At 73.4% G+C, this 23,431-nt stretch carries 22 protein-coding genes; 15 read left to right on the top strand and 7 right to left on the bottom strand.

Annotated features, from left to right (window positions below):
- Positions 1-135 precede the first annotated feature (135 nt).
- Entirely contained in the window at positions 136-417 is a 282-nt protein-coding gene (locus ACWDBB_RS34840) for an HPr family phosphocarrier protein (protein WP_359817494.1), read from the bottom strand.
- Positions 418-644: 227 nt separating this feature from the next.
- On the opposite strand from ACWDBB_RS34840, the gene ACWDBB_RS34835 reads away from it, so the two are divergent.
- From ACWDBB_RS34835 to ACWDBB_RS34820, 4 genes are all read left to right on the top strand, one after another.
- Entirely contained in the window at positions 645-3,512 is a 2,868-nt protein-coding gene (locus ACWDBB_RS34835) for a bifunctional acetate--CoA ligase family protein/GNAT family N-acetyltransferase (protein ID WP_449793411.1), read from the top strand.
- Positions 3,513-3,603: 91 nt separating this feature from the next.
- On the top strand, positions 3,604-4,203 hold the full coding sequence (locus ACWDBB_RS34830; protein ID WP_392883721.1) for a DUF5998 family protein: 600 nt from the start codon (positions 3,604-3,606) through the stop codon (positions 4,201-4,203).
- Positions 4,204-4,252: 49 nt separating this feature from the next.
- Positions 4,253-5,440 (top strand): alkaline phosphatase family protein, encoded by a 1,188-nt coding sequence (locus tag ACWDBB_RS34825; RefSeq protein WP_449793410.1) that lies wholly within the window; start codon positions 4,253-4,255, stop codon positions 5,438-5,440.
- 61 nt (positions 5,441-5,501) lie between these two features.
- Complete coding sequence (locus tag ACWDBB_RS34820) at positions 5,502-6,158, top strand: thymidine kinase (protein WP_392883724.1); 657 nt, start codon at positions 5,502-5,504, stop codon at positions 6,156-6,158.
- 59 nt (positions 6,159-6,217) lie between these two features.
- On the opposite strand, the gene ACWDBB_RS34815 is transcribed toward ACWDBB_RS34820, so the two are convergent.
- Positions 6,218-6,961 carry a VOC family protein gene (locus tag ACWDBB_RS34815; RefSeq protein ID WP_449793412.1) on the bottom strand — a complete coding sequence of 248 codons (744 nt, stop codon included), beginning with the start codon at positions 6,959-6,961 and terminating at the stop codon, positions 6,218-6,220.
- Between the two features lie 281 nt (positions 6,962-7,242).
- Between ACWDBB_RS34815 and ACWDBB_RS34810 the strand changes: the two genes are divergently transcribed.
- A complete protein-coding gene (locus ACWDBB_RS34810; protein ID WP_449793409.1) occupies positions 7,243-8,121 on the top strand; it encodes a sulfurtransferase in 879 nt (292 codons plus the stop codon).
- 56 nt (positions 8,122-8,177) lie between these two features.
- Here the strand turns inward: ACWDBB_RS34810 and sepH are convergent, their stop codons facing one another.
- Positions 8,178-9,257, bottom strand: coding sequence for a septation protein SepH (sepH, locus tag ACWDBB_RS34805; RefSeq protein ID WP_449793408.1), 1,080 nt, complete (start codon positions 9,255-9,257; stop codon positions 8,178-8,180).
- A gap of 517 nt (positions 9,258-9,774) precedes the next feature.
- Here sepH and ACWDBB_RS34800 point away from each other — a divergent pair.
- Positions 9,775-10,662, top strand: coding sequence for a hypothetical protein (locus ACWDBB_RS34800; protein WP_449793407.1), 888 nt, complete (start codon positions 9,775-9,777; stop codon positions 10,660-10,662).
- Between the two features lie 3 nt (positions 10,663-10,665).
- On the opposite strand, the gene ACWDBB_RS34795 is transcribed toward ACWDBB_RS34800, so the two are convergent.
- Both ACWDBB_RS34795 and ACWDBB_RS34790 read right to left on the bottom strand, forming a co-directional pair.
- Positions 10,666-11,988 carry a D-arabinono-1,4-lactone oxidase gene (locus tag ACWDBB_RS34795; RefSeq protein ID WP_449793406.1) on the bottom strand — a complete coding sequence of 441 codons (1,323 nt, stop codon included), beginning with the start codon at positions 11,986-11,988 and terminating at the stop codon, positions 10,666-10,668.
- A gap of 104 nt (positions 11,989-12,092) precedes the next feature.
- On the bottom strand, positions 12,093-13,361 hold the full coding sequence (locus tag ACWDBB_RS34790) for an MFS transporter (protein ID WP_449793405.1): 1,269 nt from the start codon (positions 13,359-13,361) through the stop codon (positions 12,093-12,095).
- Between the two features lie 133 nt (positions 13,362-13,494).
- On the opposite strand from ACWDBB_RS34790, the gene ACWDBB_RS34785 reads away from it, so the two are divergent.
- Both ACWDBB_RS34785 and ACWDBB_RS34780 read left to right on the top strand, forming a co-directional pair.
- Positions 13,495-14,637 (top strand): ferrochelatase, encoded by a 1,143-nt coding sequence (locus ACWDBB_RS34785; RefSeq protein WP_449793404.1) that lies wholly within the window; start codon positions 13,495-13,497, stop codon positions 14,635-14,637.
- Between the two features lie 101 nt (positions 14,638-14,738).
- A complete protein-coding gene (locus ACWDBB_RS34780) occupies positions 14,739-15,557 on the top strand; it encodes an inositol monophosphatase family protein (RefSeq protein ID WP_449793403.1) in 819 nt (272 codons plus the stop codon).
- A 161-nt stretch (positions 15,558-15,718) separates the two neighbouring features.
- On the opposite strand, the gene ACWDBB_RS34775 is transcribed toward ACWDBB_RS34780, so the two are convergent.
- Positions 15,719-15,904, bottom strand: a complete 186-nt coding sequence (locus tag ACWDBB_RS34775) for a hypothetical protein (protein ID WP_030057688.1) — start codon at positions 15,902-15,904, stop codon at positions 15,719-15,721.
- A 442-nt stretch (positions 15,905-16,346) separates the two neighbouring features.
- Here ACWDBB_RS34775 and ACWDBB_RS34770 point away from each other — a divergent pair, with 442 nt between their 5' ends.
- The 4 genes from ACWDBB_RS34770 (at position 16,347) to ACWDBB_RS34755 (ending at position 20,365) form a co-directional block, all read left to right on the top strand.
- Entirely contained in the window at positions 16,347-17,000 is a 654-nt protein-coding gene (locus ACWDBB_RS34770) for a response regulator transcription factor (RefSeq protein ID WP_030057689.1), read from the top strand.
- A gap of 73 nt (positions 17,001-17,073) precedes the next feature.
- The gene (locus tag ACWDBB_RS34765; protein ID WP_449793402.1) at positions 17,074-18,372 is read left to right on the top strand and encodes a sensor histidine kinase; all 1,299 of its coding nucleotides are present in this window, start codon (positions 17,074-17,076) and stop codon (positions 18,370-18,372) included.
- A gap of 237 nt (positions 18,373-18,609) precedes the next feature.
- Positions 18,610-19,593 (top strand): acyl-ACP desaturase, encoded by a 984-nt coding sequence (locus ACWDBB_RS34760; protein ID WP_449793401.1) that lies wholly within the window; start codon positions 18,610-18,612, stop codon positions 19,591-19,593.
- 472 nt (positions 19,594-20,065) lie between these two features.
- Complete coding sequence (locus ACWDBB_RS34755; protein ID WP_030285479.1) at positions 20,066-20,365, top strand: DUF4193 domain-containing protein; 300 nt, start codon at positions 20,066-20,068, stop codon at positions 20,363-20,365.
- Positions 20,366-20,633: 268 nt separating this feature from the next.
- Here ACWDBB_RS34755 and ACWDBB_RS34750 read toward each other — a convergent pair whose 3' ends face one another.
- Positions 20,634-21,083, bottom strand: a complete 450-nt coding sequence (locus ACWDBB_RS34750; RefSeq protein WP_402416375.1) for a DUF3093 domain-containing protein — start codon at positions 21,081-21,083, stop codon at positions 20,634-20,636.
- Positions 21,084-21,168: 85 nt separating this feature from the next.
- Here ACWDBB_RS34750 and ACWDBB_RS34745 point away from each other — a divergent pair, with 85 nt between their 5' ends.
- From ACWDBB_RS34745 to ACWDBB_RS34735, 3 genes are all read left to right on the top strand, one after another.
- The gene (locus tag ACWDBB_RS34745) at positions 21,169-21,798 is read left to right on the top strand and encodes a PaaI family thioesterase (RefSeq protein WP_449793400.1); all 630 of its coding nucleotides are present in this window, start codon (positions 21,169-21,171) and stop codon (positions 21,796-21,798) included.
- Positions 21,795-22,262 (top strand): dUTP diphosphatase, encoded by a 468-nt coding sequence (dut, locus tag ACWDBB_RS34740; protein ID WP_224282986.1) that lies wholly within the window; start codon positions 21,795-21,797, stop codon positions 22,260-22,262. The genes ACWDBB_RS34745 and dut overlap by 4 nt, the downstream gene beginning before the upstream one ends.
- A 69-nt stretch (positions 22,263-22,331) precedes the next feature.
- The gene (locus ACWDBB_RS34735) at positions 22,332-23,135 is read left to right on the top strand and encodes a DUF3710 domain-containing protein (RefSeq protein ID WP_449793399.1); all 804 of its coding nucleotides are present in this window, start codon (positions 22,332-22,334) and stop codon (positions 23,133-23,135) included.
- Positions 23,136-23,431 lie beyond the last annotated feature (296 nt).

Here is a 23,431-nt window from a genome sequence, read left to right as displayed (position 1 = left end):
ATGATGGTCATGGCCGCCCGAAAGAAGGACAGCGGCGAGCGCAACGACCTCGAGGCCGGCATGGCCAAGTACCTCGCCTCCGAGTACTGCAAGGAACCACCGCCGTCGCACCCCGATCGGGTGGGTGTTGCGAGCTCAGACCGCGGCGGGGAGCTCGTCGAGGCCCTCGGAGACCAGCTTGGCGAGGCGGTCGAGGGCGTCGTCGGCGTTCTCGGCGTCGGAGGCGAGGATGACCTCGTCGCCGCCCTGGGCGCCCAGGCCGAGGAGGCCGAGCATGGAGGCGGCGTTGACCGGATTGCCGCCCGGCTTGGCGATGGTGATCGGCACGCCGGTGGCCGTGACGGCCCGGACGAAGACGGAGGCGGGACGGGCGTGCAGGCCCTCGGCCCAACCGATGGTGACGCGGCGCTCAGCCATGAGACGTGCCTTTCCGGTGAAGCTGGTCACGGCCGTGCTCGGGGGAGCGGGGGAAGCGGCCATGTTGTCTAGACCAGTGTTGCACGCAGGTGGCCCCTGGGAACCGCTGCGTTCAGGAGTTGTGATTGTTTCTTTTCGGGGCATAAAACCCGGTCGATGGTCCTGTCCACCCTGCCGTGGGCACGCGTCCGGCGCCATCCGGCTCATTGCCGGATAACCTGACGAATGTGGAAGACCCCGCGGTGGCGAGCCCCGAGCAACCCGACTACCCGCAGCACTGGGAAGCGGACGTCCTGCTGCGCGACGGAGGCACGGCCCGGATCCGTCCGATCACGCCCGACGACGCCGGACGGCTCGTGGAGTTCTACGAGCAGGTGTCGGACCAGTCCAAGTACTTCCGGTTCTTCGCCCCCTACCCGCGGCTCTCCGACAAGGACGTCCGCCGCTTCACCCACCACGACTTCGTGAACCGGGTCGGCCTCGCGGTGGTGGTCCGGGACCGCTTCATCGCCACCGTCCGCTACGACCGGATCGACGCCGAGGGCCGTCCCTCCGACACCGGCACCGACGCCGAGGTGGCCTTCCTGGTGCAGGACGCCCACCAGGGCCGCGGCGTGGCCTCCGCCCTGCTGGAGCACATCGCGGCGGTCGCGCAGGAGCGCGGCATCCGCCGCTTCCAGGCCGAAGTGCTGCCGGAGAACCGGAAGATGGTGAAGGTCTTCACCGACGCCGGCTACACCCAGCACCGCAGCTTCGCCGACGGCGTGGTGCACCTGGAGTTCGACCTCGAACAGACCGACCGCTCGCTCGCCGTGATGCGCGCCCGCGAGCACCGCGCCGAGGCACGTTCGGTGCAGCGGCTGCTCACCCCGCGCTCGGTGGCGGTGATCGGGGTCTCCCGCACCCCGCAGACCGTCGGCCGCGCCATCCTGCGCGACCTGCTGGGCGACGACGCCCGGGCCGACCGCCCGGTGTACGCGGTGAACCGCAACGCCGTACCCGGCACCGAGCTGGACGGCGTTCCGGTCCACCGTTCGATTCTGGACATTCCCGGGCCGGTGGACCTCGCGGTGATCGCCGTCCCCGAGGGCGCCGTCCCGGCCGCCGTCGCCGACTGCGGCGCCCACGGGGTGCAGGGCCTGGTGGTGGTCACCGCCGGCTACGCGGAGACCGGCCCGGAGGGCCGGGACCGCCAGCGCGCGCTGGTCCGTCAGGCCCGCGCGGCCGGCATGCGGGTGATCGGCCCGAACGCCTTCGGCCTGATCAACACCGACCCGCAGCGCCCGTTGAACGCCTCGCTCGCCCCACGGCTGCCCGGCCGCGGCGGCTTCGGGATCTTCTGCCAGTCCGGCGCGATCGGTGTGGCCCTGCTGGAGGCCGCCCACAAGCGCGGCCTCGGCGTCTCCTCGTTCGCGTCGGTCGGCAACCGCGCCGACGTCTCCGGCAACGACTTCCTCCAGTACTGGGCCGAGGACGAGGCCACCCAGGTGGTGCTGCTGTACCTGGAGTCCTTCGGCAACCCGCGCAAGTTCACCCGGATCGCCCGCCGCCTCGCCGCCGTCAAGCCGGTCGTGGTGGTCAAGGGCGCCCGGCACACCGGCAGCCTGCCGCCCGGCCACGCCGTCCCCGCCACCGCCACCGGTCTGCGCGACGCCACCGTGGACGCGCTGTTCGAACAGGCCGGCGTCACCCGGGTGTCGACCATCACCGAGCTGTACGACACCGGCGAGCTGCTGGCCCAGCAACCGCTGCCGCCGGGCAACCGGGTCGCGGTGGTCGGCAATTCCGACTCGCTCGGCCTGCTCACCTACGACGCGCTGCTGAGCGCCGGCCTGCGCCCGCGCACGCCCGTCGACCTCACCACCGCCGCGACCGGCGAGAACTTCCGGATCGCCCTGGACGTCGCCCTCGCCGACCCGGCCGTGGACGCGGTGATCGCCGTCGCCATCCCGCCGATCGGCACCTCCGCCCACGCCTTCATGGGCGGCCGGCTGACCGGCGAGGACGACCCCGCGATGGGCTCGGACGACCCGGAGATCGCCGCCGCCCTCCTCGACGCCGGCCACCGCGCCCGGGAGCTGGGCAAGCCGCTGCTGCTCACCCACCTGGCGCTGACCGACCTGCCGGCCCGGTTGCGCCCCGGCGGCATCCCCGCGTACGCGGCGCCCGAACGGGCCGTGCACGCCCTCGCCCACGCCGTGCACTACGCGCAGTGGCGCCGCCGTACGGCCGAGGCGGAGGAGACGGCACGCGTCCCGGAGCTGGACCGGATCGACGAGCCCGGCGCCCGCCGGCTGGTGGAGGCGGCGCTGAGCACCCGGGCCGCCGCCCGCCCGTCGCCCACCACCACCCTTGCCCGAGGCGCTACGCGCCGCACCGTCCTGCTGCGCACCCAGCCCGGCGGCGCCCGGATCACCCTGTCCGAGGCCGAGGCGCAGGAACTGCTGGCCCGCTACGGGATCGACGTCTCGCCGGTGCTGCCGGCCCCGGACGAGGAGGCCGCCGTCAGGGCCGCCGGGACGCTCGGCTACCCGGTGGCGCTGAAGGCGACCGCCCCGCACCTGCGCCACCGCCCCGACCTGGGCAGCGTCCGGCTGGACCTGACCGGTGAGGCGGGCCTGCGCCGCGCCCACCGCGAGCTGGACGCGCTGCTCGGCGGCGCCGCGCCGGCCGACCTGGTGGTCCAGCGGATGGCACCGCGCGGGGTGGACACCGTGATCGCCGCCACGGTGGACCCGGCGGTCGGCGCGATCCTGTCCTTCGGTCTGGCGGGCGCCCCGGCCGAACTGCTGGGCGACACCGCGCACCGGCTGGTTCCGGCCACCGACCAGGACGTCGCCGGGCTGATCCGGGAGGTCCGGGCCGCGCCGCTGCTGTTCGGCTGGCGCGGGGCCGAGGCGGTGGACACCGACGCGCTGGAGGAGCTGCTGCTGCGGGTGTCGCAGCTGGTGGACGACGTGCCGGAGATCGCCTCGGTGGATCTCGAACCGGTGGTCGTGGCCCCGCACGGACTGGCGATCCTGGGGGCGCGGGTGCGGGTCGCACCACTGCCGGTCCGCAGCGATCTGGGTCCGCGCGCCATGAGCACGCTGTAACCTTCCTTGGTTGCGCCCTGCCCGGGCGCTGTTGTCCGAAGCTCGGCGCCGTGCCGCCCGCTTCGTCGGCGGACCATGCCAGGATGGAGATATGGCGAAGACCGGTACCACCACCACTCAGGACCTGCGCTCGGCGATCGAGCGCAGCGGCTACTACCCGGCCCTGGTGTCCGAGGCGGTCGAGTCCGCGGTGGGCCCGGAGCCGATCAGCTCCTACCTGGTGCACCAGGAGACGACCTTCGACGCCAACGAGGTGCGTCGGCACGTGACGGTGCTGGTGCTCACCCCGACCCGGTTCGTGGTGAGCCACACCGACGAGCAGTCCGGCGCCGAGGGCAGCCCGGCGGTGCCGTTCGCGACGACGTCGACGGAGAGCGTCCGACTGGACCGGATCGGCTCGGTCGTGGTGAGCCGGATGGTGGCCAACCCGGAGACGTACACCCCGGGCACCCTGCCGCGCGAGGTGGTGCTGACGATCGGCTGGGGCGCGGTGCAGCGCCTGGACCTGGAGCCGGCCGGCTGCTCGGACCCGAACTGCGAGGCGGACCACGGCTACACCGGTTCCGCCACGGCCGACGACCTCTCGCTGCGGGTGAGCGAGGCCGGTGACGGCCCGGAGACGGTGGCCCAGGCGCTGGTGTTCGCCCGGGCGCTGTCCGACGCGACGATCAACAACGGCCCGCGGGTCTGATCGCCGCCGTCTGATCGCCGCCGTTTCCGCCCGCTACGAATCCGGTTCCATGTCCTTCGTTCCTGCCGACGGCTTCGACGCCTTCGAGATCCTCGACCCGGCCACGGCCCCCGCACCCCCGTACGGCAGCGGCTCGCTCTGCGACCTGCTGCCGTCGGTGGCGGCGGGGCTCGGCGTTCCCGGGTTCACCGCGACGCTCCCGATCGCCCCGGCGGACCGGGTGGTGGTGTTCCTGGTGGACGGCCTGGGCTGGGAGCTGCTGCTGCGCCACCCCGAGTACGCGCCGTTCCTGTCCTCGCTCGCCGGGAGTTCGCTGGGGGGCAGCGGCCGTCCGCTGACCGCGGGCTTCCCGTCCACCACGGCGACCTCGCTGGCCTCGGTGGGCACGGGTACGCCACCGGGCCTGCACGGCCTGGCCGGGTACACCGTGGCGGTGCCGGGCGCCGGCTACCTGATGAACCAGCTCCGCTGGCAGCCGCCGACCGACCCGCACGCCTGGCAGCCGTACCCGACGGTCTTCGAGCGCACCCACGAGGCCGGGGTGGCGACGGCGCAGGTCTCGTCCCCGCTGTTCGCGCAGACCCCGCTGACCAGGGTGGCGCTGTCCGGCGGCACCTTCATGGGCCGCACCACGGGCGAGGAGCGGATGGACCAGGCGGCCGCCTGGCTGGCCGAGCACGACCGGGCGCTGGTGTACACCTACGTCAGCGAGCTGGACGGCGCGGGCCACCGCTTCGGGGTGGACTCGGACGAGTGGCGGATGACGCTGGACGCGGTGGACCGGCTGGCGCGCCGGCTGGCCGAGCAGCTGCCGCCGCGCTCGGCGATGTACGTGACGGCCGACCACGGCATGATCGACATCGCGCCGGAGGACCGGATCGACTTCGACGAGGACTGGGAGCTGGGCGCCGGTGTCGCCCTGCTCGGCGGCGAGGGCCGGGCCCGGCACGTGTACGCGGTGCCGGGGGCGGCGGCCGACGTGCACACGGTGTGGAGCGAGGTGCTGGGCGACCGGATGTGGGTGGCCACCCGGGACCAGGCGATCGCGGCGGGCTGGTTCGGCCCGGTGGTGGACGACCGGGTGTACGCCCGGATCGGCGACGTGGTCGCCGCGGCGCGCGACGACATCGCGATCGTCGCCTCCCGCAACGAGCCCGGCGAGTCCGCGATGATCGGTCTGCATGGTTCGATGACTCCGGTCGAGCAGTTCGTGCCGCTGCTCGAAATCCGCGGCTGATCCGCTCACTTGACTCTTCTGTGCCCGAACTCCCCTGATTTGAAAGGCCCTTGCTCCACCCATGGCTGAACTGGTGTTCTTCTCGGGCACGATGGACTGCGGCAAGTCGACGCTGGCGCTGCAGATGGACCACAACCACACCGCGCGCGGCCGACAGGGCGTGATCCTCACCCGCAACGACCGGGCGGGCGCGGCGACGATCTCCAGCCGGCTGGGCCTGCGCGCGGACGCGGTCGAGGTGACGGACGACTTCGACTTCCACGCCCACGTGGTGCACCGGCTCTCGGCCGGCGGCCGGGTGGACTACCTGATCTGCGACGAGGCCCAGTTCTTCGCGGCCGAGCAGGTCGACCAGCTGGCCCGGGTGGTGGACGAACTGGACATCGACGTCTACACCTTCGGCATCACCACGGACTTCCGCACCCGGCTGTTCCCCGGCTCGCAGCGGCTGATCGAGCTGGCCGACCGGGTGGAGGTGCTCCAGGTCGAGGCGCTGTGCTGGTGCGGCGCGCGGGCCACCCACAACGCCCGGACGGTCGGCGGGGTGATGGTGGTCGAGGGCGCCCAGGTGGTGATCGGCGACATCTCGGTGGCCCGGGACGAGGTCGGTTACGAGGTGCTGTGCCGCCGCCACCACCGCCGCCGGCTGACCGCCGCGACTGCGCGCGCCTCGGTGCTCTCCCCGGACGTGCTGCCCTTCGAGGAGCAGCAGGCCTGAGTCCACCGCGGGCCCGGGATCCGAAGCCGTCCCGGGTCCAGCCGGAGCCGTCCAGGGATCTAGGGGAGCACCTCCAGTACGGAGAAGTGCCCGCCCTGCGGGTCGGCCAGCCGGGCGGCGCGGCCGCGGGCGGTGTCCTGCGGTTCGACCAGGACCCGGCCGCCGAGTTCGACGGTGCGCCGGGCGGTCAGCGCGGCGTCGTGGACCGCGAAGTGGGTGCGCCAGCGCGGCGGGTGGCCGCGCAGCTCGGCGCGGTGCCGGATGCCGGCGACCGGCTGCCCGTGTACCAGCAGCGCGCTCTCCTCCGGGGTGGAGCGGACCGGGCGGTCGAGCACGGTGGCGTAGAAGGTGGCCGCACCCGGCGCGTCGGGGGTGAGCAGTTCGGCCCAGGCCGGGGCGCCCGGTTCGCGCCCGGCCTCCCGGCCGAGGTGCTCCTCGCCCTGCCAGAGGCCGAAGACCGCGCCGGAGACGTCGGAGGCGATGGCCATCCGCCCGGCACGCTCGGCCTGGAGCGGCCCGACGGCGACGGTGCCGCCGCACGCGCGGACCAGCTGGGCGGTGCGGTCGGCGTCGTCGACGGCGAAGTAGGTGGTCCACTGCACCGGGAAGCCGGTGGCGGTGGAGACGCCGAGGCCGGCCACCGGCGCCCCGTCGAGCTCGGCCCGGACGTAGTCGCCGAGTTGGCCCGGGCCGGGGGTGTACGTCCAGCCGAGCAGGGCGCCGTAGAAGGCGCGGGCGCCGGGCAGGTCATCGGTCAGCAGGCTGACCCAGCAGGGCGTGCCCTGGGCCAGTCGGAGTTCCACCGCGGGCAATGCGGGCCTCCTCGTGGGTGGTTGGCGCACGGAAATCCTCGGGCGCGAGGGTGATGCTTCCACCCTGGCGGGCGCCCAACCCTCGGGCCGCGCGGAAAGTCCGGCAAAGACCCCACAAAGAGCGGTGGTTCGGGCGTGTCGCTGCGGATTCCGTCGGATTCCGGCGGTCGGACCACGGCTGCGAGCCGGATGCCCCGCTTTCGGCGGTCGGACCACGGCGGGGAGCCGGATGTCCCGCCGCCGGACACCCGCGCTGCGCGACAATGGCCGCCATGACCACCACCTACAACGACGGTTCCCCGCTGATCTCCGCGGCCGGGCTGCGGGAGGCGCTGGCCTCCGCGCTGCCGCCGGTGCTGCTGGACGTGCGCTACCAGCTGGTCGGCGCCGCACCGGGCGGCCCGACCGCGGCCGAGGAGTACCGGGCCGGCCACCTGCCGGGCGCCCACTTCGTCGAGCTGGACCGGGACCTGGCGGCCCCGCCCGGCGCCCCCGGCCGGGGTGGGCGCCACCCGCTGCCGGACCCGGAGGGGTTCGGCGCGGCGATGCGCCGCTTCGGGGTGAGCGCGCGGCGCCCGGTCGTGGTGTACGACGGCGCGGCCTCGATGGCGGCGGCCCGGGCCTGGTGGTTGTTGCGCTGGGCCGGGCACCGGGACGTGCGGGTGCTGGACGGCGGCTTCGCGGCCTGGCGGGAGGCCGGGCTGCCGGTGACGGCCGAGCTGCCGGAGCCCGCGGAGGGCGACTTCAAGCCGGTGCCGGGGCAGCTGCCGACGGTGGACGGGGACGGTGCCGCGGCCTGGGCGCGCGGAGGCCTGCTGCTGGACGCCCGGTCCGGGGAGCGCTACCGGGGCGAGGCCGAGCCGGTGGACCCGCGGGCCGGGCACATCCCGGGCGCGGTCTCGGCGCCGACGGCCGACAACGTGGGCCCGGACGGCCGGTTCCTGCCGGCGCCCGAGCTGGCCGCCCGCTTCAGGGCGCTGGGCGCGGGGGAGCGGGAGACCGCGGTGTACTGCGGTTCGGGCGTGACGGCTGCGCACCAGATCCTGGCGCTGGAGGTGGCGGGTCTGCCGGCCACGCTGTACCCGGGCTCGTGGAGCGAGTGGTCGAGCGACGAGGCGCGCCCGGTGGCGGTCACCGGGCAGCCGGGCTGATCCCCGGGTACGCCGAAGGGGCGGGAGGCCCGGCCTCCCGCCCCTTCGGCGTCCTGCTACTCCTGCTTCTTGCGCCGGCTGCCGAAGACGATCTCGTCCCAGCTGGGCACGGTGGCCCGGCGCCCGGGCCGGACGCCGTCCGCCTCGGCCTGCCGGTCGGTGGTGCCGACCAGGCGCTCGCGGTGCGGGGCGACGGCGCGCGGCATCAGGATGTCGGCGTAGGCCGAGCCCGCGCCGACCGCCGGGGCGGCCGTTGCCGCCGGCTCCTCCCCGTCCTCGGCGACCTCGGCGGGTACCGGTTCGATCGAGGCGGGGGCGCCGACGGCGAGGTCGCCGCGGAAGGCGGGGACCACGTCGAGCAGGCTGGTCAGCGAGTCCCGGGACTCGGCGGTGGCCTCCCGCGACTCGCGGACCTCGCGGGCCGACATGATGCGGTCGGCCGAGGGCCGGTCGATCATCGGGCGGGGCGGCCGGTCCTGGGGGAGCCGGGCGATCCGCGGGATGAACGGGAAGACCGACTCCTCCTCGCGCTCGACGTTCTCGCCGATCAGCGCGCGGGCCTCGTCGTCGTTGGGCTGGACCAGGCGCCGGGGCGGGTCGTACGTCCACGACGCGCTGCGGCCCTCGCCGTCGGCCCGGTAGGAGAGGATGACCTCCCAGGTGCCGTCGTCGCGCCGCCAGGAGTCCCAGCGCTCGGTGTCCTTCTCGGCGCCGCGCAGCGCGAGCCGCTCGGCCACGGCCTCGCCGAGCTGCGGTCCGGGGGACTCGCCGTTGCGGCGGATGGCGGTCTTGCGGGCGCGCTCGGCCATGAAGGCGCGCTCGGCGAGCACCGGGCCCTCGAAGCGGCGGACGCGGTCGACGGAGATCCCGGCGGCCTGGGCGACCTCCTCGGCGGAGGCACCGGCTCGTATCCGGGCCTGGATGTCCCGGGGGCGCAGATGGCTCTCGACCTCGATCTCGATCTGGCCGAGGCGCGGCCGGTCGCCGCGGATGGCGGCGCGCAGCCGCTCGTCGATGGGAAGGGTGTACTCCGTGCTGTCGGCAGCCTTGAGCACCAGCCGTGTGCCGTCGTTGCTGACGGCCACAACCCGCAGTTCGGGCACGGTTACCTCCCGGGTGGTGCCTGCCGACGTCACCTGCGTCGCTGCTCCCGTACTGAGTGTGGCCTGCCCACTCGCGACTGGCCACAACCTTGCTGAGTTCCCCGGCGTGTCGGGCTTACGCCCGCGCACGCCGCTGTGGCACGGTTGCCTTTTTGCCACGCCATCCGTCGACGTCGCGCCTGGGTGTCCCGGCCGTCCTCGCACGCGCAGTGAACGCGACGATCCGGGACGGGCGTCGCCGTGCGTGCCCGTTCCGTGGCTCCCCGTCAAGCTACCGGTGTAGACGTAGTCGACAAGTCGACCCAAGGCTCGGGCTTTACGAACAGTACTCCATTCGTGGCATCCAGAGGGGCGGCTCGCCGCTCAAGTCTCCCGCGATTCACGGGAATCTCAAGAGCGCGCTCCCCCAATGGCGGACCACTGCCGGATGGACGGTGATCATCTTCACACAATCCCGGTGCGAAGAACCGCATTTTCGCCCCTTGTGTCCTTCTTTGGGCAAGATGGAGAGTCTTGTTCGAAGAACAGTCGCATGGACCGAGGGATGTTGATGCCGGAGCGGAGCCCCGCCGAGGAGGGCGGCAAGGCCAAGGAGGAGCGCAGGCGCATCGATCTGAGTGTGGCTCAGGTCGCGGCGAGTGCGCTGGCCACGGTGGTGGGTGCGCTGCTGGCCTCCGAACTGGGGGTGTACGGCACGATCCTGGGCGCCGCCGTGGTGAGTGTCGGCGCCACCACCGGCAGCGCCGTGTTCCAGCACATCTTCAAGCGGACCGGCGAGCAGCTGCGCGAGGCGGTGGACCGGGGGCCGAACCAGGCCGCCAACACCCTGCGCCAGGTGCCGGTGGAGGCCGAGCGGCCCGGGACGCGGGCGCAGCCGCCGGTGATCACCTCGGAGTGGAACGAGCCGCAGGTGGTCCGGGCGCGTCGGCGGTGGGGCTGGAAGACGTACGCGGCGGTGTCCGGGCTGGTCTTCGTGCTGGCGATGACGCCGATCCTGGCGTTCGAACTCGCCACCGGGCAGCCGGTGTCGGCGACGGTCAAGGGCGGATCCGGCAGCGGCACGTCCTTCGGCGGCTCGGTGGCGCCCAAGTCCTCCCGGCCGCAGGACGCCCCGGCGGACCGACCCTCCCCGGGCGGCCGGCCCGGCCAGGGCGGCGCGCCGTCCGGCGGCACCTCGGCCCCGGCGACCACCGGGCCGAGCCGGGAGCCGGGCGACACGCCGGGCACCGGCGCGGGGTCGGCCTCGCCCTCGGCGGGCCCGAGCGCGACCCCGTCGGCCGGCGCCTCCCCGTCGGCGGGTGGCGGCAGGCCCACCGGCGGGGCGAGCCCGCAGCCGCCGGCGTCGGGCGACGCGCCGGCGAAGGACCCGGCGAGGGATCCGGTGAAGGAGCCCGCGAACGAACCCGCGAAGGCCCCGCCGGCCGCCGACACGCCGTAGGCGCTAGGCGCCCAGCACCCGGCGCAGGTAGTCGTTGCCGAACACCCGCTGCGGGTCGACCTCGTCGCGCAGCGCGGTGAAGTCGGCGAAGTGCGGGTAGACGCCGGCCAGGTACGCGGCGTCGCGGGTGTGCAGCTTGCCCCAGTGCGGCCGTCCCTGATGGGCGGTCATCAGCTGTTCGACGCCGGTGAAGTAGCCCTGGTCGGCGGTGCCCCGGTAGAGGTGGACGGCGATGTAGGCGCTGTCCCGGCCGGAGGCGGTGGAGAGCCAGAGGTCGTCGGCGGGGGCGAAGCGCACCTCGACCGGGAAGCTGACCTTCCAGCCGGAGCGCTCGACCAGGGCCTTCAGTTCGCGCAGCACCTCGCCGACGGCCGCGCGCGGCACGGCGTACTCCATCTCCACGAAGCGGACCTTGCGCGGGCTGGTGAACACCTTGTACGCGGTGTCGGTGAAGCTGCGCTCGGACCAGGCCCGGCTGGCCAGCGAGGCGATCGAGGGGATCGAGCCGGGGAAGCGCCGGCCGACCCGGCAGGCGCCCTCCCAGACCGTGTTCGAGAGGAAGTCGTCCTCCAGCCACTCCTTGAACCGGGGCAGTGGGGCGGCCGGGCCCTGGCTGCGGTTGTTGCGCTTGGTGGAGCAGCGGTCGGTGTGCGGGAACCAGTAGAACTCGAAGTGCTCGTTGACGGCGGTGAGGTCGTCCAGGCGTTCCAGCACCTCGTCGAAGCCCATCGGCTGCTCGTGTGCGGTGAGCAGGAAGGCGGGCTCGACGCCGAAGGTGAGCGCGGTGATCACGCCGAGGGCACCGAGTCCGAGCCGCGCGCCCTGGAAGAGCCGGGGGTTCTCGGTGGGGGAGCAGTGCCGGACGGTGCCGTCGGCGAGGACGATCTCCAGGGAGCGGATCTGGGCGGCCAGCGAGCCGGAGTCGCGGCCGGTGCCGTGGGTTCCGGTGCTGGTGGCGCCGGCCACGGTCTGGACCTCGATGTCGCCCATGTTGGTCAGCGAGAGGCCCTCGGCGGCGAGGACCCGGTTGAGCCGGTGCAGCGGGAGGCCGGACTCGACGGTGATGGTGCCGGCCTCGCGGTCGATCCCGCGGACAGCGGTGAGCGCGTGCGGGCGGATCTGGACGCCGTCACCGGCGGAGGCGATCGAGGTGAAGGAGTGGCCGGAGCCGACGGCCTTGACGGTGCGGCCCTGTTCGGCGGCCCGCAGGATCTCCTTGGCCAGCTCCTCCACGGTGCCGGGGGCGGCGGCCCGGGCGGGCCGGGCGCTCTGGTTGCCGGCCCAGTTGGTCCACCGGGTGGGGGTCGCGGTGCTGGCCTGGGGCATTGCGCTGCCTCCTGCTCCGTGGCCGAACGGGTCGGCGCGGTCGGGGGCGGCGCGGCCGCCCTACCCACAGGTAGCCCCGTGGGTAGGGCGAGAGACTAGTCAGTTCACCGTTCGGCGTCTACGGTCCGTTCGGCCTCCTGGACGGCCGTCTCGACGCCGGGTGCGGCGGCCAGTCCGGCGCGCAGCCGGCCGAGGCCGGCGAGGGCGGCGACCACCCCGAGCAGGCCGGCGGCCAGCGGCACCCAGTAGCCCGCGGCGGCGCCGGAGGCGTCGACCACCCAGCCGGCGGCCGAGGAGCCGACCGCGACGCCGAGGGCCAGGCCGGTGGTGGTCCAGGTCATGCCCTCGGTCAGCTGGGAGGCCGGGACGAGCCGTTCGACCAGGGCCATCGCGGTGATCAGGGTGGGGGAGATGGCGATGCCGGCGATCAGCAGCGCCGCGCCGACCGCGACCAGTCCGCCGATGCCGTGCACCGCGTGGGCGACCAGCAGCAGCGGGACCATGCTGACGGCCATGAACAGGACGCCGCCGAGGAAGCGCACCGCCATCGAACCGGTGAGCTTGAGGGTCCCGAAGACCACCCCGGCCAGGCAGGAGCCGAGCGCCCACAGGGCGAGGATCACGCTGGAGATCGACTTGTGGCCCTGGGCCTCGGCGTACGCGACGGTGACCACCTCGACCGAGCCGAAGATCGCACCGGTGGCGACGAAGGTCACGATCAGCACCTGGAGGCCGCGGTTGAGGATCACCGAGCCGCCCTCGTGCCGGGCGGCCGGGTGGATCGGCGGCTCGGTGGAGCGCTGCCCGGCGAACAGCAGGACGCCGACGGCGAGGAAGATCCCGGCCAGCAGCACGCCGGCCTCGGGGAAGACGGAGGTGGCCAGGCCGATGGAGAGGATCGGGCCGACGATGAAGCAGACCTCGTCGACCACGGCCTCGAAGGAGTAGGCGGTGTGCAGCTTGCCGGTCTCCTCGCGGTAGAGGTGGGCCCAGCGGGCGCGGACCATCGCGCCGGTGCTCGGCATCACGCCCATGCCGGCGGCGAAGACGAACAGCGTCCAGTCCGGGGCCTCCAGGCGGGCGCAGAGCAGCAGGCCGGTGACCGCGACGACGGTGATCGCCATGGCGGGGACGATGATCCTTCGCTGGCCGTGTCGGTCCACCAGGCGGGAGACCTGCGGGCCGAGGACCGCGGCGGAGATCGCGAGGCAGGCCGAGACCAGGCCCGCCACCCCGTAGGAGCCTCGGAGCTGGGACAGCATGGTCACGATGCCGATCCCGGTCATGGAGATCGGCAGCCGGGAGACGAAGCCGGTGGAGGAGAAGGCCAGAGTGCCGGGGGAGGCGAATATCTGGCGGTAGCTGGACAGCACGGGAGCTCCGGGCAGGGGGGAGTAAGGAACAAGCCTGGCAAACACAGCTTACGTACGTTGGCAAACGGTATTTTCCGGACGCCCGCGCGGCCCCGGGGACGGCACCCGCCCCCTCAGTGGCAGGATCGGTGCCATGTCCGACGCGCGCAATCCCTCACCGTCCGGCGCCGCCCCGTACGACGCCCTGCTGCTGCTGTCCTTCGGCGGGCCCGAGGGCCCCGAGGACGTCGTCCCGTTCCTGGAGAACGTCACCCGCGGCCGCGGCATCCCCAAGGAGCGGCTGAAGGAGGTGGGCAAGCACTACTTCATGTTCGGCGGGGTCAGTCCGATCAACGGGCAGAACCGCGAGCTGCTCGCCGCGCTGCGCAAGGACTTCGCCGAGAACGGGCTGGACCTGCCGATCTACTGGGGCAACCGGAACTGGGCGCCCTACCTGGTCGACGCCCTGCGCGAGCTGGCCGCCGACGGCCACCGCCGGATCGCCGTGCTCGCCACCAGCGCCTACGCCGGCTACTCGGGCTGCCGCCAGTACCGGGAGAACCTGGCCGACGCGCTGGCCACGCTGGCCGAGGAGGGCGTGCCCGCCCTGCGGGTCGACAAGCTGCGGCACTTCTACAACCACCCCGGCTTCGTCCAGCCCATGATCGACGCCACCCTGGCCGCCCTGGACCGGCTGGCCGAGGCCGTCCGCCCCGGCGCCCGGCTGGCGTTCACCACCCACTCCATCCCGGAGACCATGGCCGAGAGCTCCGGCGCCCCGGACGACCCGGCCCGCGGCGAGCCCGGCGGCGCGTACGTCGCCCAGCACCTGGACGTGGCCCGGCTGATCGCCGCCGCGGTGGCCGAGCGCACCGGCGTGGCCGACCGGCCGTGGGAGCTGGTGTACCAGAGCCGCAGCGGGGCCCCGCACATCCCGTGGCTGGAACCCGACATCTGCGACCACCTGGAGGCCCAGCGGACCGACGGGGCGCCCGCCGTGGTGATGGTCCCGATCGGCTTCGTCTCCGACCACATGGAGGTCAGGTACGACCTCGACACCGAGGCCGTCGCCAAGGCCGCCGAACTCGGCCTGCCGGTGGCCCGCGCCGCCACCGTCGGCGCCGACCCCCGGTTCGCCGCCGCGGTGCGCGAGCTCGTCCTGGAGCGGGCCGCCACCGAGCGCGGCGAGCCGGTGACCCGCTGCGCCCTCGGCACCCTCGGCCCCAGCCACGACGTGTGCGCGGTGGCCTGCTGCCCCAACCCGCGCGCCCCGCGTCCGGCCGTCGCCGAGCGCTGACCGCCGGCTCCGCCCGTCCTGTCCGTCCCGCCGGACCTGCCGGCCCCGTCCGTCCCGCGGGCCCCGTCGTCCCGTCGTCCCGTCGCCCCGGAGGAGAACCCGTGCCCACCCCCGCCCTGCCCGACGACCGGCTCCTCGACGACCTGCTGGAGGTCGCCCTGGACGCGGCCCGGCAGGCCGGCGCCCTGCTGCGCGACGGCCGGCCCGCCGACCTCGGCGTGGCCGGCACCAAGTCCAGCCCGGTCGACGTGGTCACCGAGATGGACCTCGCCTCCGAGAAGCTCGTCCTGGAGCTGATCGCTGACCGCCGCCCGGAGGACGGCTACCTCGGCGAGGAGGGCGCCGAGCGGCCGGGCACCAGCGGGGTCCGCTGGGTCGTGGACCCGCTCGACGGAACGGTCAACTACCTCTACGGGCTGCCCTCCTGGGCGGTCAGCGTGGCCGCCGAGGTGGACGGCCGGGCGGTCGTCGGCGTGGTGTACGCCCCGGTCCGCGGCGAGCTGTTCCACGCCGTCCTGGGCCGTGGTGCCCGCCTCGGCGGCCGCCCGCTCTCGGTCCGCCCGGCCCCGCCGTGGGGCCAGGCGCTGATCGCCACCGGCTTCAACTACGTCCAGTCGGTGCGGGTCCGGCAGGCCGAGGTGCTGCTGGCGCTCATGCCGGAGGTGCGGGACGTCCGCCGGGGCGGGGCGGCCGCAGTGGACCTGTGCGACGTCGCCGCCGGGCGGCTGGACGGCTACTACGAGCGCGGCCTGGCCCCCTGGGACCGGGCCGCCGGCTGCCTGATCGCCACCGAGGCCGGCGCCCTGGTCGGCGGCCGCCCCGGGCACGGCCCGGACGGCGAGCTGACCGTGGCCGCCGCCCCCGGGGTGTACGAGCCGCTCCAGGAGCGGCTGGCCGCGCTGCGCGCCTGGGCGGACTGACCGGTTCCGCCGCGCCCGCCCGCGGACCACGGGCGCGGCGCGGCGGAACCGGACATGCGAAGAGCCCTGACACACGGGGGATGTCAGGGCCTGGGTTTCGCACGGCCCCCGCAGGGCCGCTGGTGCCGGAGATCCGGCGACGGGTCGGTGTGCCGGACGGGTCAGGCAGCGGTGCGGTGGCGCTCCAGCACCGTGTCCACGCCGTGCTCGGCGGCGAGTCGGCGGAGGTCGTCCAGCTCGGACTGCTCCACCTCGGCGAGGAACTCGTCCCCGGCCTCGATCGCTCGGTGCAGGTCCTGCTCGGCGTTGGCTATGCGCTGCAGGATTCCGGCCTTGAAGGCGTCCATACGGGCCCCCTTACTGTGTCGGACGTGCACGGTCGTGCGCTCTCCGCCCTGAGGAGGTCCAGCCGGTGAAAGCACCCAAGCCGGAAGGTGGTGAATCTCCGGACGGGGTGCGGAGCGGCCACGGACCGCTGCCGGTGATGTCCCAGCCCCAGGGCCGGCGCGGATGAACGCACGGCGGGTGGGTGCGACCGGCCGTCAGCCAGATCGCGGGTGTGCAGCTGTCCTCCCCGCCCCCGAGGCCGGGAAACCTCCCGGCGGAAGAAAGTTGCCTGTGTCACAGTCCAAGCGGAGTGGTGCGGATGCGAACGGTCACCACCGGGGACCCGGGGGCCGTGCCCGTGGGGCAGCTTATCGCTGCTTTACCGCCGGACCAGGCAGGATGGAGGCACCGTCGGAGCCGTGCGTCCGCTTCCGGGGCCGGCCTGGAGAAGGGACAACGACCGTGCGGGTTCTCGTCGTCGAGGACGAGCAGCTGCTTGCCGAGGCCGTCGCGACCGGCCTGCGCCGCGAGGCGATGGCCGTCGACGTGGTGTACGACGGGGAGGCCGCGCTCCAGCGCATCGCGGTCAACGACTACGACGTCGTCGTCCTGGACCGCGACCTTCCGCTGGTCCACGGGGACGACGTCTGCCGCAAGGTGGTCGAGCAGGGCCTGGCCACCCGGGTGATCATGCTGACCGCCTCCGGAGACATCAGCGACCGGGTCGAGGGCCTGGAGATCGGCGCGGACGACTACCTTCCGAAGCCGTTCGCCTTCAGTGAACTCGTCGCCCGGGTAAGGGCGCTGGGCCGCCGCGCGACCATCCCGCTGCCCCCGGTGCTGGAGCGCGCCGGCATCTCGCTCGACCCCGGGCGGCGCGAGGTGATCCGCGACGGACGCACCGTCCAGCTCGCCCCCAAGGAGTTCGCCGTCCTGGAGGTGCTGATGCGGGCCGGCGGCGCCGTCGTCTCGGCCGAACAGCTCCTGGAGAAGGCCTGGGACGAGCACACCGACCCGTTCACCAACGTCGTGCGCGTCACCGTGATGACGCTGCGCCGCAAGCTCGGCGACCCGCCGGTGATCGTCACCGTGCCGGGTTCCGGCTACCGGATCTGACGACCGGAGTCCGCCCACCCCGCGACTCCCCGCCGCGAGCGCCCGCCCCGGCGGACGCCCCGAGAGGACCATCATGACCACCCCGCCCCCGGCCGGCGGGCCCTCCGGCGCGCCCGCCGGCGGCCCGCGCGCCGTCCCGCCGAAGCCCCTGGCCCCGCCGAGCGTCCACCGCCCGGGGCACTACGTCCCCGGCGACGGCATGCTCGCCTGGCTGCCCTTCCGCCCCACCATCCGGATGCGGCTCACCCTGCTGTACGGCGGGATGTTCCTGATGGCCGGCGTCGTGCTGCTGCTCCTGATGTACGTGTTCTTCCAGGACGCCGTCTCGTACCTGGCCCCGCGCCAGCTGCGCTTCGACAACTACATCCAGGTCACCAGCCCCGACGGGGCCGTCCGCAACATGAACAGCGCGGACTTCAACCAGTGGCAGGCCGCCGACTACCTGGCGCGCTCCGACTCCGCGCTCAACACCCTGCTGCGCAAGTCGCTGACCATGCTGGTCTGCCTCGCCGTGATCGCCTTCGCGGCGGGCTACGCGATGGCGGGACGGGTGCTGCGCCCGCTCGGCCGGATCACCCGCACCGCCCGCGACGTCGCCTCCTCCGACCTGCACCGCCGGATCGAGCTGGACGGCCCGGACGACGAGCTCAAGGAGCTCGCCGACACCTTCGACGACATGCTGGACCGACTGGACCGCTCGTTCGACTCCCAGCGCCGCTTCGTCGCCAACGCCTCGCACGAGCTGCGCACCCCGCTGGCGATCAACCGCACCCTGCTGGAGGTCCAGCTCTCCGACCCGGCGGCCTCACCCGACCTCCAGCAGCTGGGCAAGACCCTGCTGGCCACCAACGAGCGCAGCGAGCAGCTGGTCGAGGGCCTGCTGCTGCTCGCCCGCAGCGAGAACGCGCTGACCGACCGGCGCCCGGTGGAGCTGTCCGAGGTGGCCACCCGGGCGCTGGAGCAGACCCGGGGCGAGGCCGAGAAGCGCGAGGTCGAGCTGCGCGCGAAGCTCGATCCGGCCGTGGCCGCCGGCAACGGCGTGCTGCTGGAGCGGCTCGCGCTCAACCTGCTGCAGAACGCCGTCCGCTACAACTCCCCGGGCGGCTGGGTCGAGCTGGCCACCACCGCGGTGCCCGGCGGCGGCGAGCTGGTGGTCTCCAACACCGGCCCGGTGGTGCCCGGGTACGAGCTGGAGCACATCTTCGAGCCGTTCCGTCGGGTCAAGGGCGCCGACCGCACCCGCAGCGACAAGGGGGTCGGACTTGGCCTGTCCATCGTCCGGTCGGTGGTGCGCGCCCACGGCGGCACCATCGAGGCCACCGCGCGCGCCGGCGGCGGCCTCACCATGAGGGTCCGCATCCCCTCTCCGTAAGGGTCCAACGCCCCTTCCGCAGGCGACCGTTTCCAGCCGCCCCCGTCAGGTCCGTCAAGAAGACATAAGGCCTGGCGGGGGCGGCTTGTCATTTCCGGCCCGATCAACTTACGGTGTCGTAACCTACGCAACCGTAGGTGAATCCGTCGGCAGCCCGCCGTCGGGTGCGAAAAGACGTGTCCCCATCCAGCGCGCCGTGCCCGTCCCAGCGCGTGCCGTCCCCTCAGGAGCAAGACCGTGACCATCGCCCCTGTGCAGAGCAGCTCCCCGCTCGTCGCGAGCGGCTGGACCGACGCGCGGCTGATCCTCGCCCTCGAAGAGGTCGTCGAGAAGGAGCTCAACCGCCACCTGGGCGTGGCCAGGGAGTGGATGCCGCACGAGTTCGTCCCCTGGAGCCAGGGCCGCGACTTCGACGGCGTGCTGGGCGGCGAGGCCTGGTCGCTCGAGCAGTCCCAGGTGACGGCCGTGGGCCGGGTGTCGCTGGTGGTGAACCTGCTGACCGAGGACAACCTGCCCAGCTACCACCACGAGATCGCGACCATGTTCGGCCGCGAGGGCGCCTGGGGCACCTGGGTGCACCGCTGGACGGCCGAGGAGGGGCGCCACGGGATAGCGATCCGCGACTACCTGCTCGCCACCCGGGCCGTCGACCCGGTGGAGCTGGAGCGGGCCCGGATGAACCACATGTCGGAGGGCTTCGAGTCCGACAACGCCCACAGCATGCTGCACTCGGTCGCGTACGTGGCCTTCCAGGAGCTCGCGACCCGCATCGCGCACCGCAACACCGGCAAGTACGCCGGAGACCCGCTCTGCGAGCAGCTGCTGGCGAAGATCGCCAACGACGAGAACCTGCACATGGTCTTCTACCGGAACCTCCTGAAGGCCGCCCTGGAGATCGCCCCGGATCAGGCCATGCGGGCCGTCGCCGACGTGGTCACCAACTTCCGGATGCCCGGCCACGGAATCCCCGGCTTCGAGCGCGCCGCCGCGCAGATCGCCCTCGGCGGGGTGTACAACCTGCGCATCCACCACGACGACGTGCTCCAGCCGGTGCTGCGCCACCTCAAGGTGATGGAGATCGGCGGGCTCGGCCCGGAGGGCCTGCTGGCGCAGAACGAGCTGGGCGTCTTCCTGGACGGGCTGGACGGCCAGGCCCGGAAGTTCGAGGAGCGCCAGGCCGCCCTGCTGGCGCGTCGCGCAGCCCGGAAGAACGCCGGCTGAGGCGCCGCACCGAACGGTCGGACTGGGTGGATTTTCCGTGGTTTGCCCTGGAAGATTCTTAACGTGACCAAGCTCACACCGTGTCGCTCCACGATTTCGGGCGACCTCGGAGAGTTATCACCCCATCAGTGGTGTCGATCGCCGTCCGTGACCGGATTCCGACCGCCGGCCGGTCCACGGGATCGGTCGGCATCCCTGGTGGGCAAGGGATTCCACAGACGCACGCGGCTGCCGCGCTCACTGTGCGTGGTCGGTTCGCCGGGCTCGGGAAGGACTGACGATGGCCCAGCGTGAGGCCTTCCGCAGCCCCGGGGATCACCCCGATGGAGCCCGGGCTGAGTGTCGATTGAGTAACAGGGCTTGAAGTAAGGCAAAATCTCCGCCTCGGGTCGGGCACAAGACCGGCCCCCCATGCGTTACGTGCGCTGGAGATACCGCACACACCGCACAACCCGGAGGGGGAGAGCGAAAAATGGCAACCGACTACGACACCCCACGCAAGACCGACGACGAGCTCAACGAGGACTCCATCGAGGAGCTCAAGGCTCGGCGGAACGACAAGGGCGGCAGCTCTGTCGACGTCGACGAGTTCGACGCCGCCGAGGGCATGGAGCTTCCCGGCGCCGATCTCTCGAACGAGGAGCTCGCCGTCCGCGTCCTGCCGAAGCAGGCCGACGAGTTCACCTGCATGAGCTGCTTCCTGGTGCACCACCGCAGCCAGCTCTACAGCGAGAAGAACGGCAACCCGATCTGCCGGGACTGCGGCGCCTGAGCACCGCGGCGGACAGGGCCCGGTGCCCGCGGCTGCGCCCGCGGGACCGGCACACCGCTCCTTCCGGCCCCGGGCAGCGGGGCCGGACGGCAGATCCGGGAACCGTCCGGTCGGACGGGCCCGGGAGGACGGAGTCGGCCGGCACACCGGTCAGGACAAAGTCGTAGGGACGGTCCCGCAGCAGCGGAACCGTCCCTCTCCGTTTGTCCGGACCCTTCCGGCCGGCTCGTGTCGGGGCCGGCCGGCTCTCGTCCGGCCCGGGCCCGCCTCAGGTGCGGGCGCCGCGCCGGGCGTCCTCCAGCGCCTCCGCCAGCTTCATCGGCGAGCGGGTCGACAGATAGAGGTACGGCGTCGGGTCGGCCGGGTCGGTCACCTCGATCCGCAGCGCCGTCGGGACGTAGCTGCGCAGCAGCATGAAGGCGCGCGGATCGGCCTTCGGGCCGCGCCAGGCCGCCGCCTCGGCGGGGCTCAGCGCCTGCGCGCCGCCGAGCGCGTCCACCGGGATCCGGGCCGGGCCGGCCACCAGCGAGCCCTGGACCACGCGGATGCGGGCCGAGCCGTAGCTGCTGATCGCGACCGCGCCGGCGGCGATGCCCACCACCAGCCCGATCAGCGCGGCCGGACCACTGACCCGGATCAGGATCAGCGCGAGCGTGAGACCCACCGCGACCGGGAGCAGCCACCAGGAACGCGGCACCGTGAGGCGTTCGTCGTACATGCCCTCCATTGTGGTCGCCCTGACGTCCGGCCCGGGACGCCACCCCCACCGGAGGGCCCACTACCCCTGGGTAGGGTTGGACCCCGTGACCGGTACGACAGCCCCCAGCACCCCCACCGACCGGCCGGCGCCCGCCACACCGCCGACCCCGACCACCCCGCCGCCGGACGCCGTCCTGCCGCAGCGCCACCCCCAGGCGCCCGCCCCCGGCACCCGGCTCGGCTCCCACTACGAGCACTGCTTCGGCTGCGGCCCGCAGCACCCCGGCGGCCTGCGGATCGACGCGGTCGCCGGCGAGGGACTCGACGTGACCGCCGAGTTCACCGTCCGCGACGCCCACCAGGGCGGCCCCGGCCTGGCCCACGGCGGGCTGCTGACCACCGCCATGGACGAGACCCTCGGAACGCTCAACTGGCTGCTGCACGCCCCCGCCGTGACCGGCCGGCTGGAGACCGACTTCCTCTCCCCGGTGCCCGTCGACTCGGTGCTGCACCTGCGCGCCTGGATCACCGGCGTGCACGGACGGAAGATCTACAGCGCCGCCGAGGCGCGGATCGGCGGCCCGGACGGGCCCGTCGCGGTGCGCGCCCAGGCCCTCTTCGTCCAGGTGAAACTGGAACACTTCACCACGCACGGTCGTCCCGAGGACATCGAGAAGGTCCTCGACGACCCGGATCTGATGAAGCGCGCACGAGCCTTTGAGGTGAACCCTTGAGCGACACCCCCCGCCCGCAGCTGGACGTCCTGATCAAGCGCATCGACCCCGAGCTGCCGCTGCCCGCGTACGCGCAGCCCGGGGACGCCGGTGCCGATCTGCGCACCACCGTCGACGCCGAGCTGGCCCCGGGGGAGCGGGCCGTGCTGCCCACCGGCGTCGCGATCGCCCTGCCGGACGGCTACGCGGCCTTCGTCCACCCCCGGTCCGGGCTGGCAGCTCGTTGCGGCGTTGCCCTCGTGAACGCCCCGGGGACGGTCGATGCCGGGTACCGTGGAGAGATCAAGGTGATCGTCGTCAATCTGGACCCGCACGAGGGGGTCAGCTTCCGCCGAGGGGACCGGATCGCCCAGCTGGTCATCCAGCAGGTCGAGAAGGCCCGCTTCCACGAGGTGGAGGAGCTGCCTGGGTCGGCACGCGCCGAGGGCGGGTTCGGGTCGACCGGCGGCCACGCCGCGGTCTAGCATGCCCGCGGCCTCGCAGGAAGCCGAGCAGGTATTCGCATCGGTCTTGGACCGGGAAGGACAGTGACCGTGTTCCGTCGTCGCCAGAAGAGCGAGGACGCTGTCGAGCAGCTCGCCGACGACGCCATCAGCGCCGACGAGACGGCCGATGACGTCGAAGGTTCCGCCGAGAGCGAGAACGTGACCGAGCTGGACCCGGCCGACAAGGTCGGCCTGCCGCCGGCCCCGCGGCCGGACGGTCCGTGGGACCACTCCGAGCTGGAGAACCCCGAGGAGGGGCGGGTCGACCTCGGGGGTCTGCTGGTCCCCGGCGTCGAGGGCATGGAGCTGCGCGTCGAGGTCGCCGGTGACGCGATCGTGGCCGCCACCCTCGTGCTCGGCAACAGCGCCATCCAGCTCCAGGCCTTCGCGGCCCCGAAGTCGGAGGGCATCTGGGGGGAGGTCCGGGAGGAGATCGCCAACGGCATCACCTCGCAGGGCGGCCTCATCGAGGAGGAGGAGGGCCCGCTCGGCTGGCACCTCCGCGCCCAGGTCCCCGTGCAGCTGCCGGACGGCACCCAGGGTGTGCAGCTGGTGCGGTTCGTCGGCTGCGACGGTCCGCGCTGGTTCCTGCGCGGTGTGATCTCGGGCCAGGCCGCGGTGCAGCCGGAGATGGCCGGGATCCTGGAGCAGGTCTTCCGCCAGACGGTCGTCGTGCGCGGCGAGTCCCCGATGGCCCCGCGCGACCCGATCGTGCTGAAGCTTCCCGAGGACGCGCAGATGGTCGCCGACGGTGGCGGGGCGGCCGCTGCCGCCGGTGAGGGCGACAACCGCTTCGGCGGCGCCTCGCTCGACCCGTTCGCGCGTGGCCCGGAGATCACCGAGGTCCGCTGACCGACTCCGGCCGGCCCTGATCCGGTCGGCTCCGATCGGCACCGATCAGCACAGATCGCCCCTGCCCGGGAGCCCGGGCAGGGGCGATTTGCATGTGGCGGGTCCGTCCCCGTACAGTTCCGGAGTCGCCGCGGGAGACCGGGGCGACAAAGCGGAAAGCGAATCCGATGAATGAACCTCCGGAAAACGGGGCGGAAAACATCTGATAAGCTGGAAACACGAAAGAACGAAGCCCGGAGGGTCCGCTGGAAGGCGGTCCGAAGGAAGCGTCCGTTCCTTGAGAACTCAACAGCGTG

The sequence above is a fragment of the Kitasatospora sp. NPDC001095 genome (assembly GCF_053598615.1).
This window is presented reverse-complemented; position numbering and strand designations above follow the sequence as displayed.

Excerpts from the sequence above, each read along its gene's own strand:
- ACWDBB_RS34840 (WP_359817494.1), bottom strand. The coding sequence starts at position 417 with ATGGCTGAGCGCCGCGTCACCATCGGTTGGGCCGAGGGCCTGCACGCC.
- ACWDBB_RS34830 (WP_392883721.1), top strand. The coding sequence starts at position 3,604 with ATGGCGAAGACCGGTACCACCACCACTCAGGACCTGCGCTCGGCGATC.
- ACWDBB_RS34825 (WP_449793410.1), top strand. The coding sequence starts at position 4,253 with ATGTCCTTCGTTCCTGCCGACGGCTTCGACGCCTTCGAGATCCTCGAC.
- ACWDBB_RS34820 (WP_392883724.1), top strand. The coding sequence starts at position 5,502 with ATGGCTGAACTGGTGTTCTTCTCGGGCACGATGGACTGCGGCAAGTCG.
- ACWDBB_RS34810 (WP_449793409.1), top strand. The coding sequence starts at position 7,243 with ATGACCACCACCTACAACGACGGTTCCCCGCTGATCTCCGCGGCCGGG.
- ACWDBB_RS34800 (WP_449793407.1), top strand. The coding sequence starts at position 9,775 with ATGCCGGAGCGGAGCCCCGCCGAGGAGGGCGGCAAGGCCAAGGAGGAG.
- ACWDBB_RS34795 (WP_449793406.1), bottom strand. The coding sequence starts at position 11,988 with ATGCCCCAGGCCAGCACCGCGACCCCCACCCGGTGGACCAACTGGGCC.
- ACWDBB_RS34785 (WP_449793404.1), top strand. The coding sequence starts at position 13,495 with ATGTCCGACGCGCGCAATCCCTCACCGTCCGGCGCCGCCCCGTACGAC.
- ACWDBB_RS34775 (WP_030057688.1), bottom strand. The coding sequence starts at position 15,904 with ATGGACGCCTTCAAGGCCGGAATCCTGCAGCGCATAGCCAACGCCGAG.
- ACWDBB_RS34765 (WP_449793402.1), top strand. The coding sequence starts at position 17,074 with ATGACCACCCCGCCCCCGGCCGGCGGGCCCTCCGGCGCGCCCGCCGGC.
- ACWDBB_RS34755 (WP_030285479.1), top strand. The coding sequence starts at position 20,066 with ATGGCAACCGACTACGACACCCCACGCAAGACCGACGACGAGCTCAAC.
- ACWDBB_RS34750 (WP_402416375.1), bottom strand. The coding sequence starts at position 21,083 with ATGTACGACGAACGCCTCACGGTGCCGCGTTCCTGGTGGCTGCTCCCG.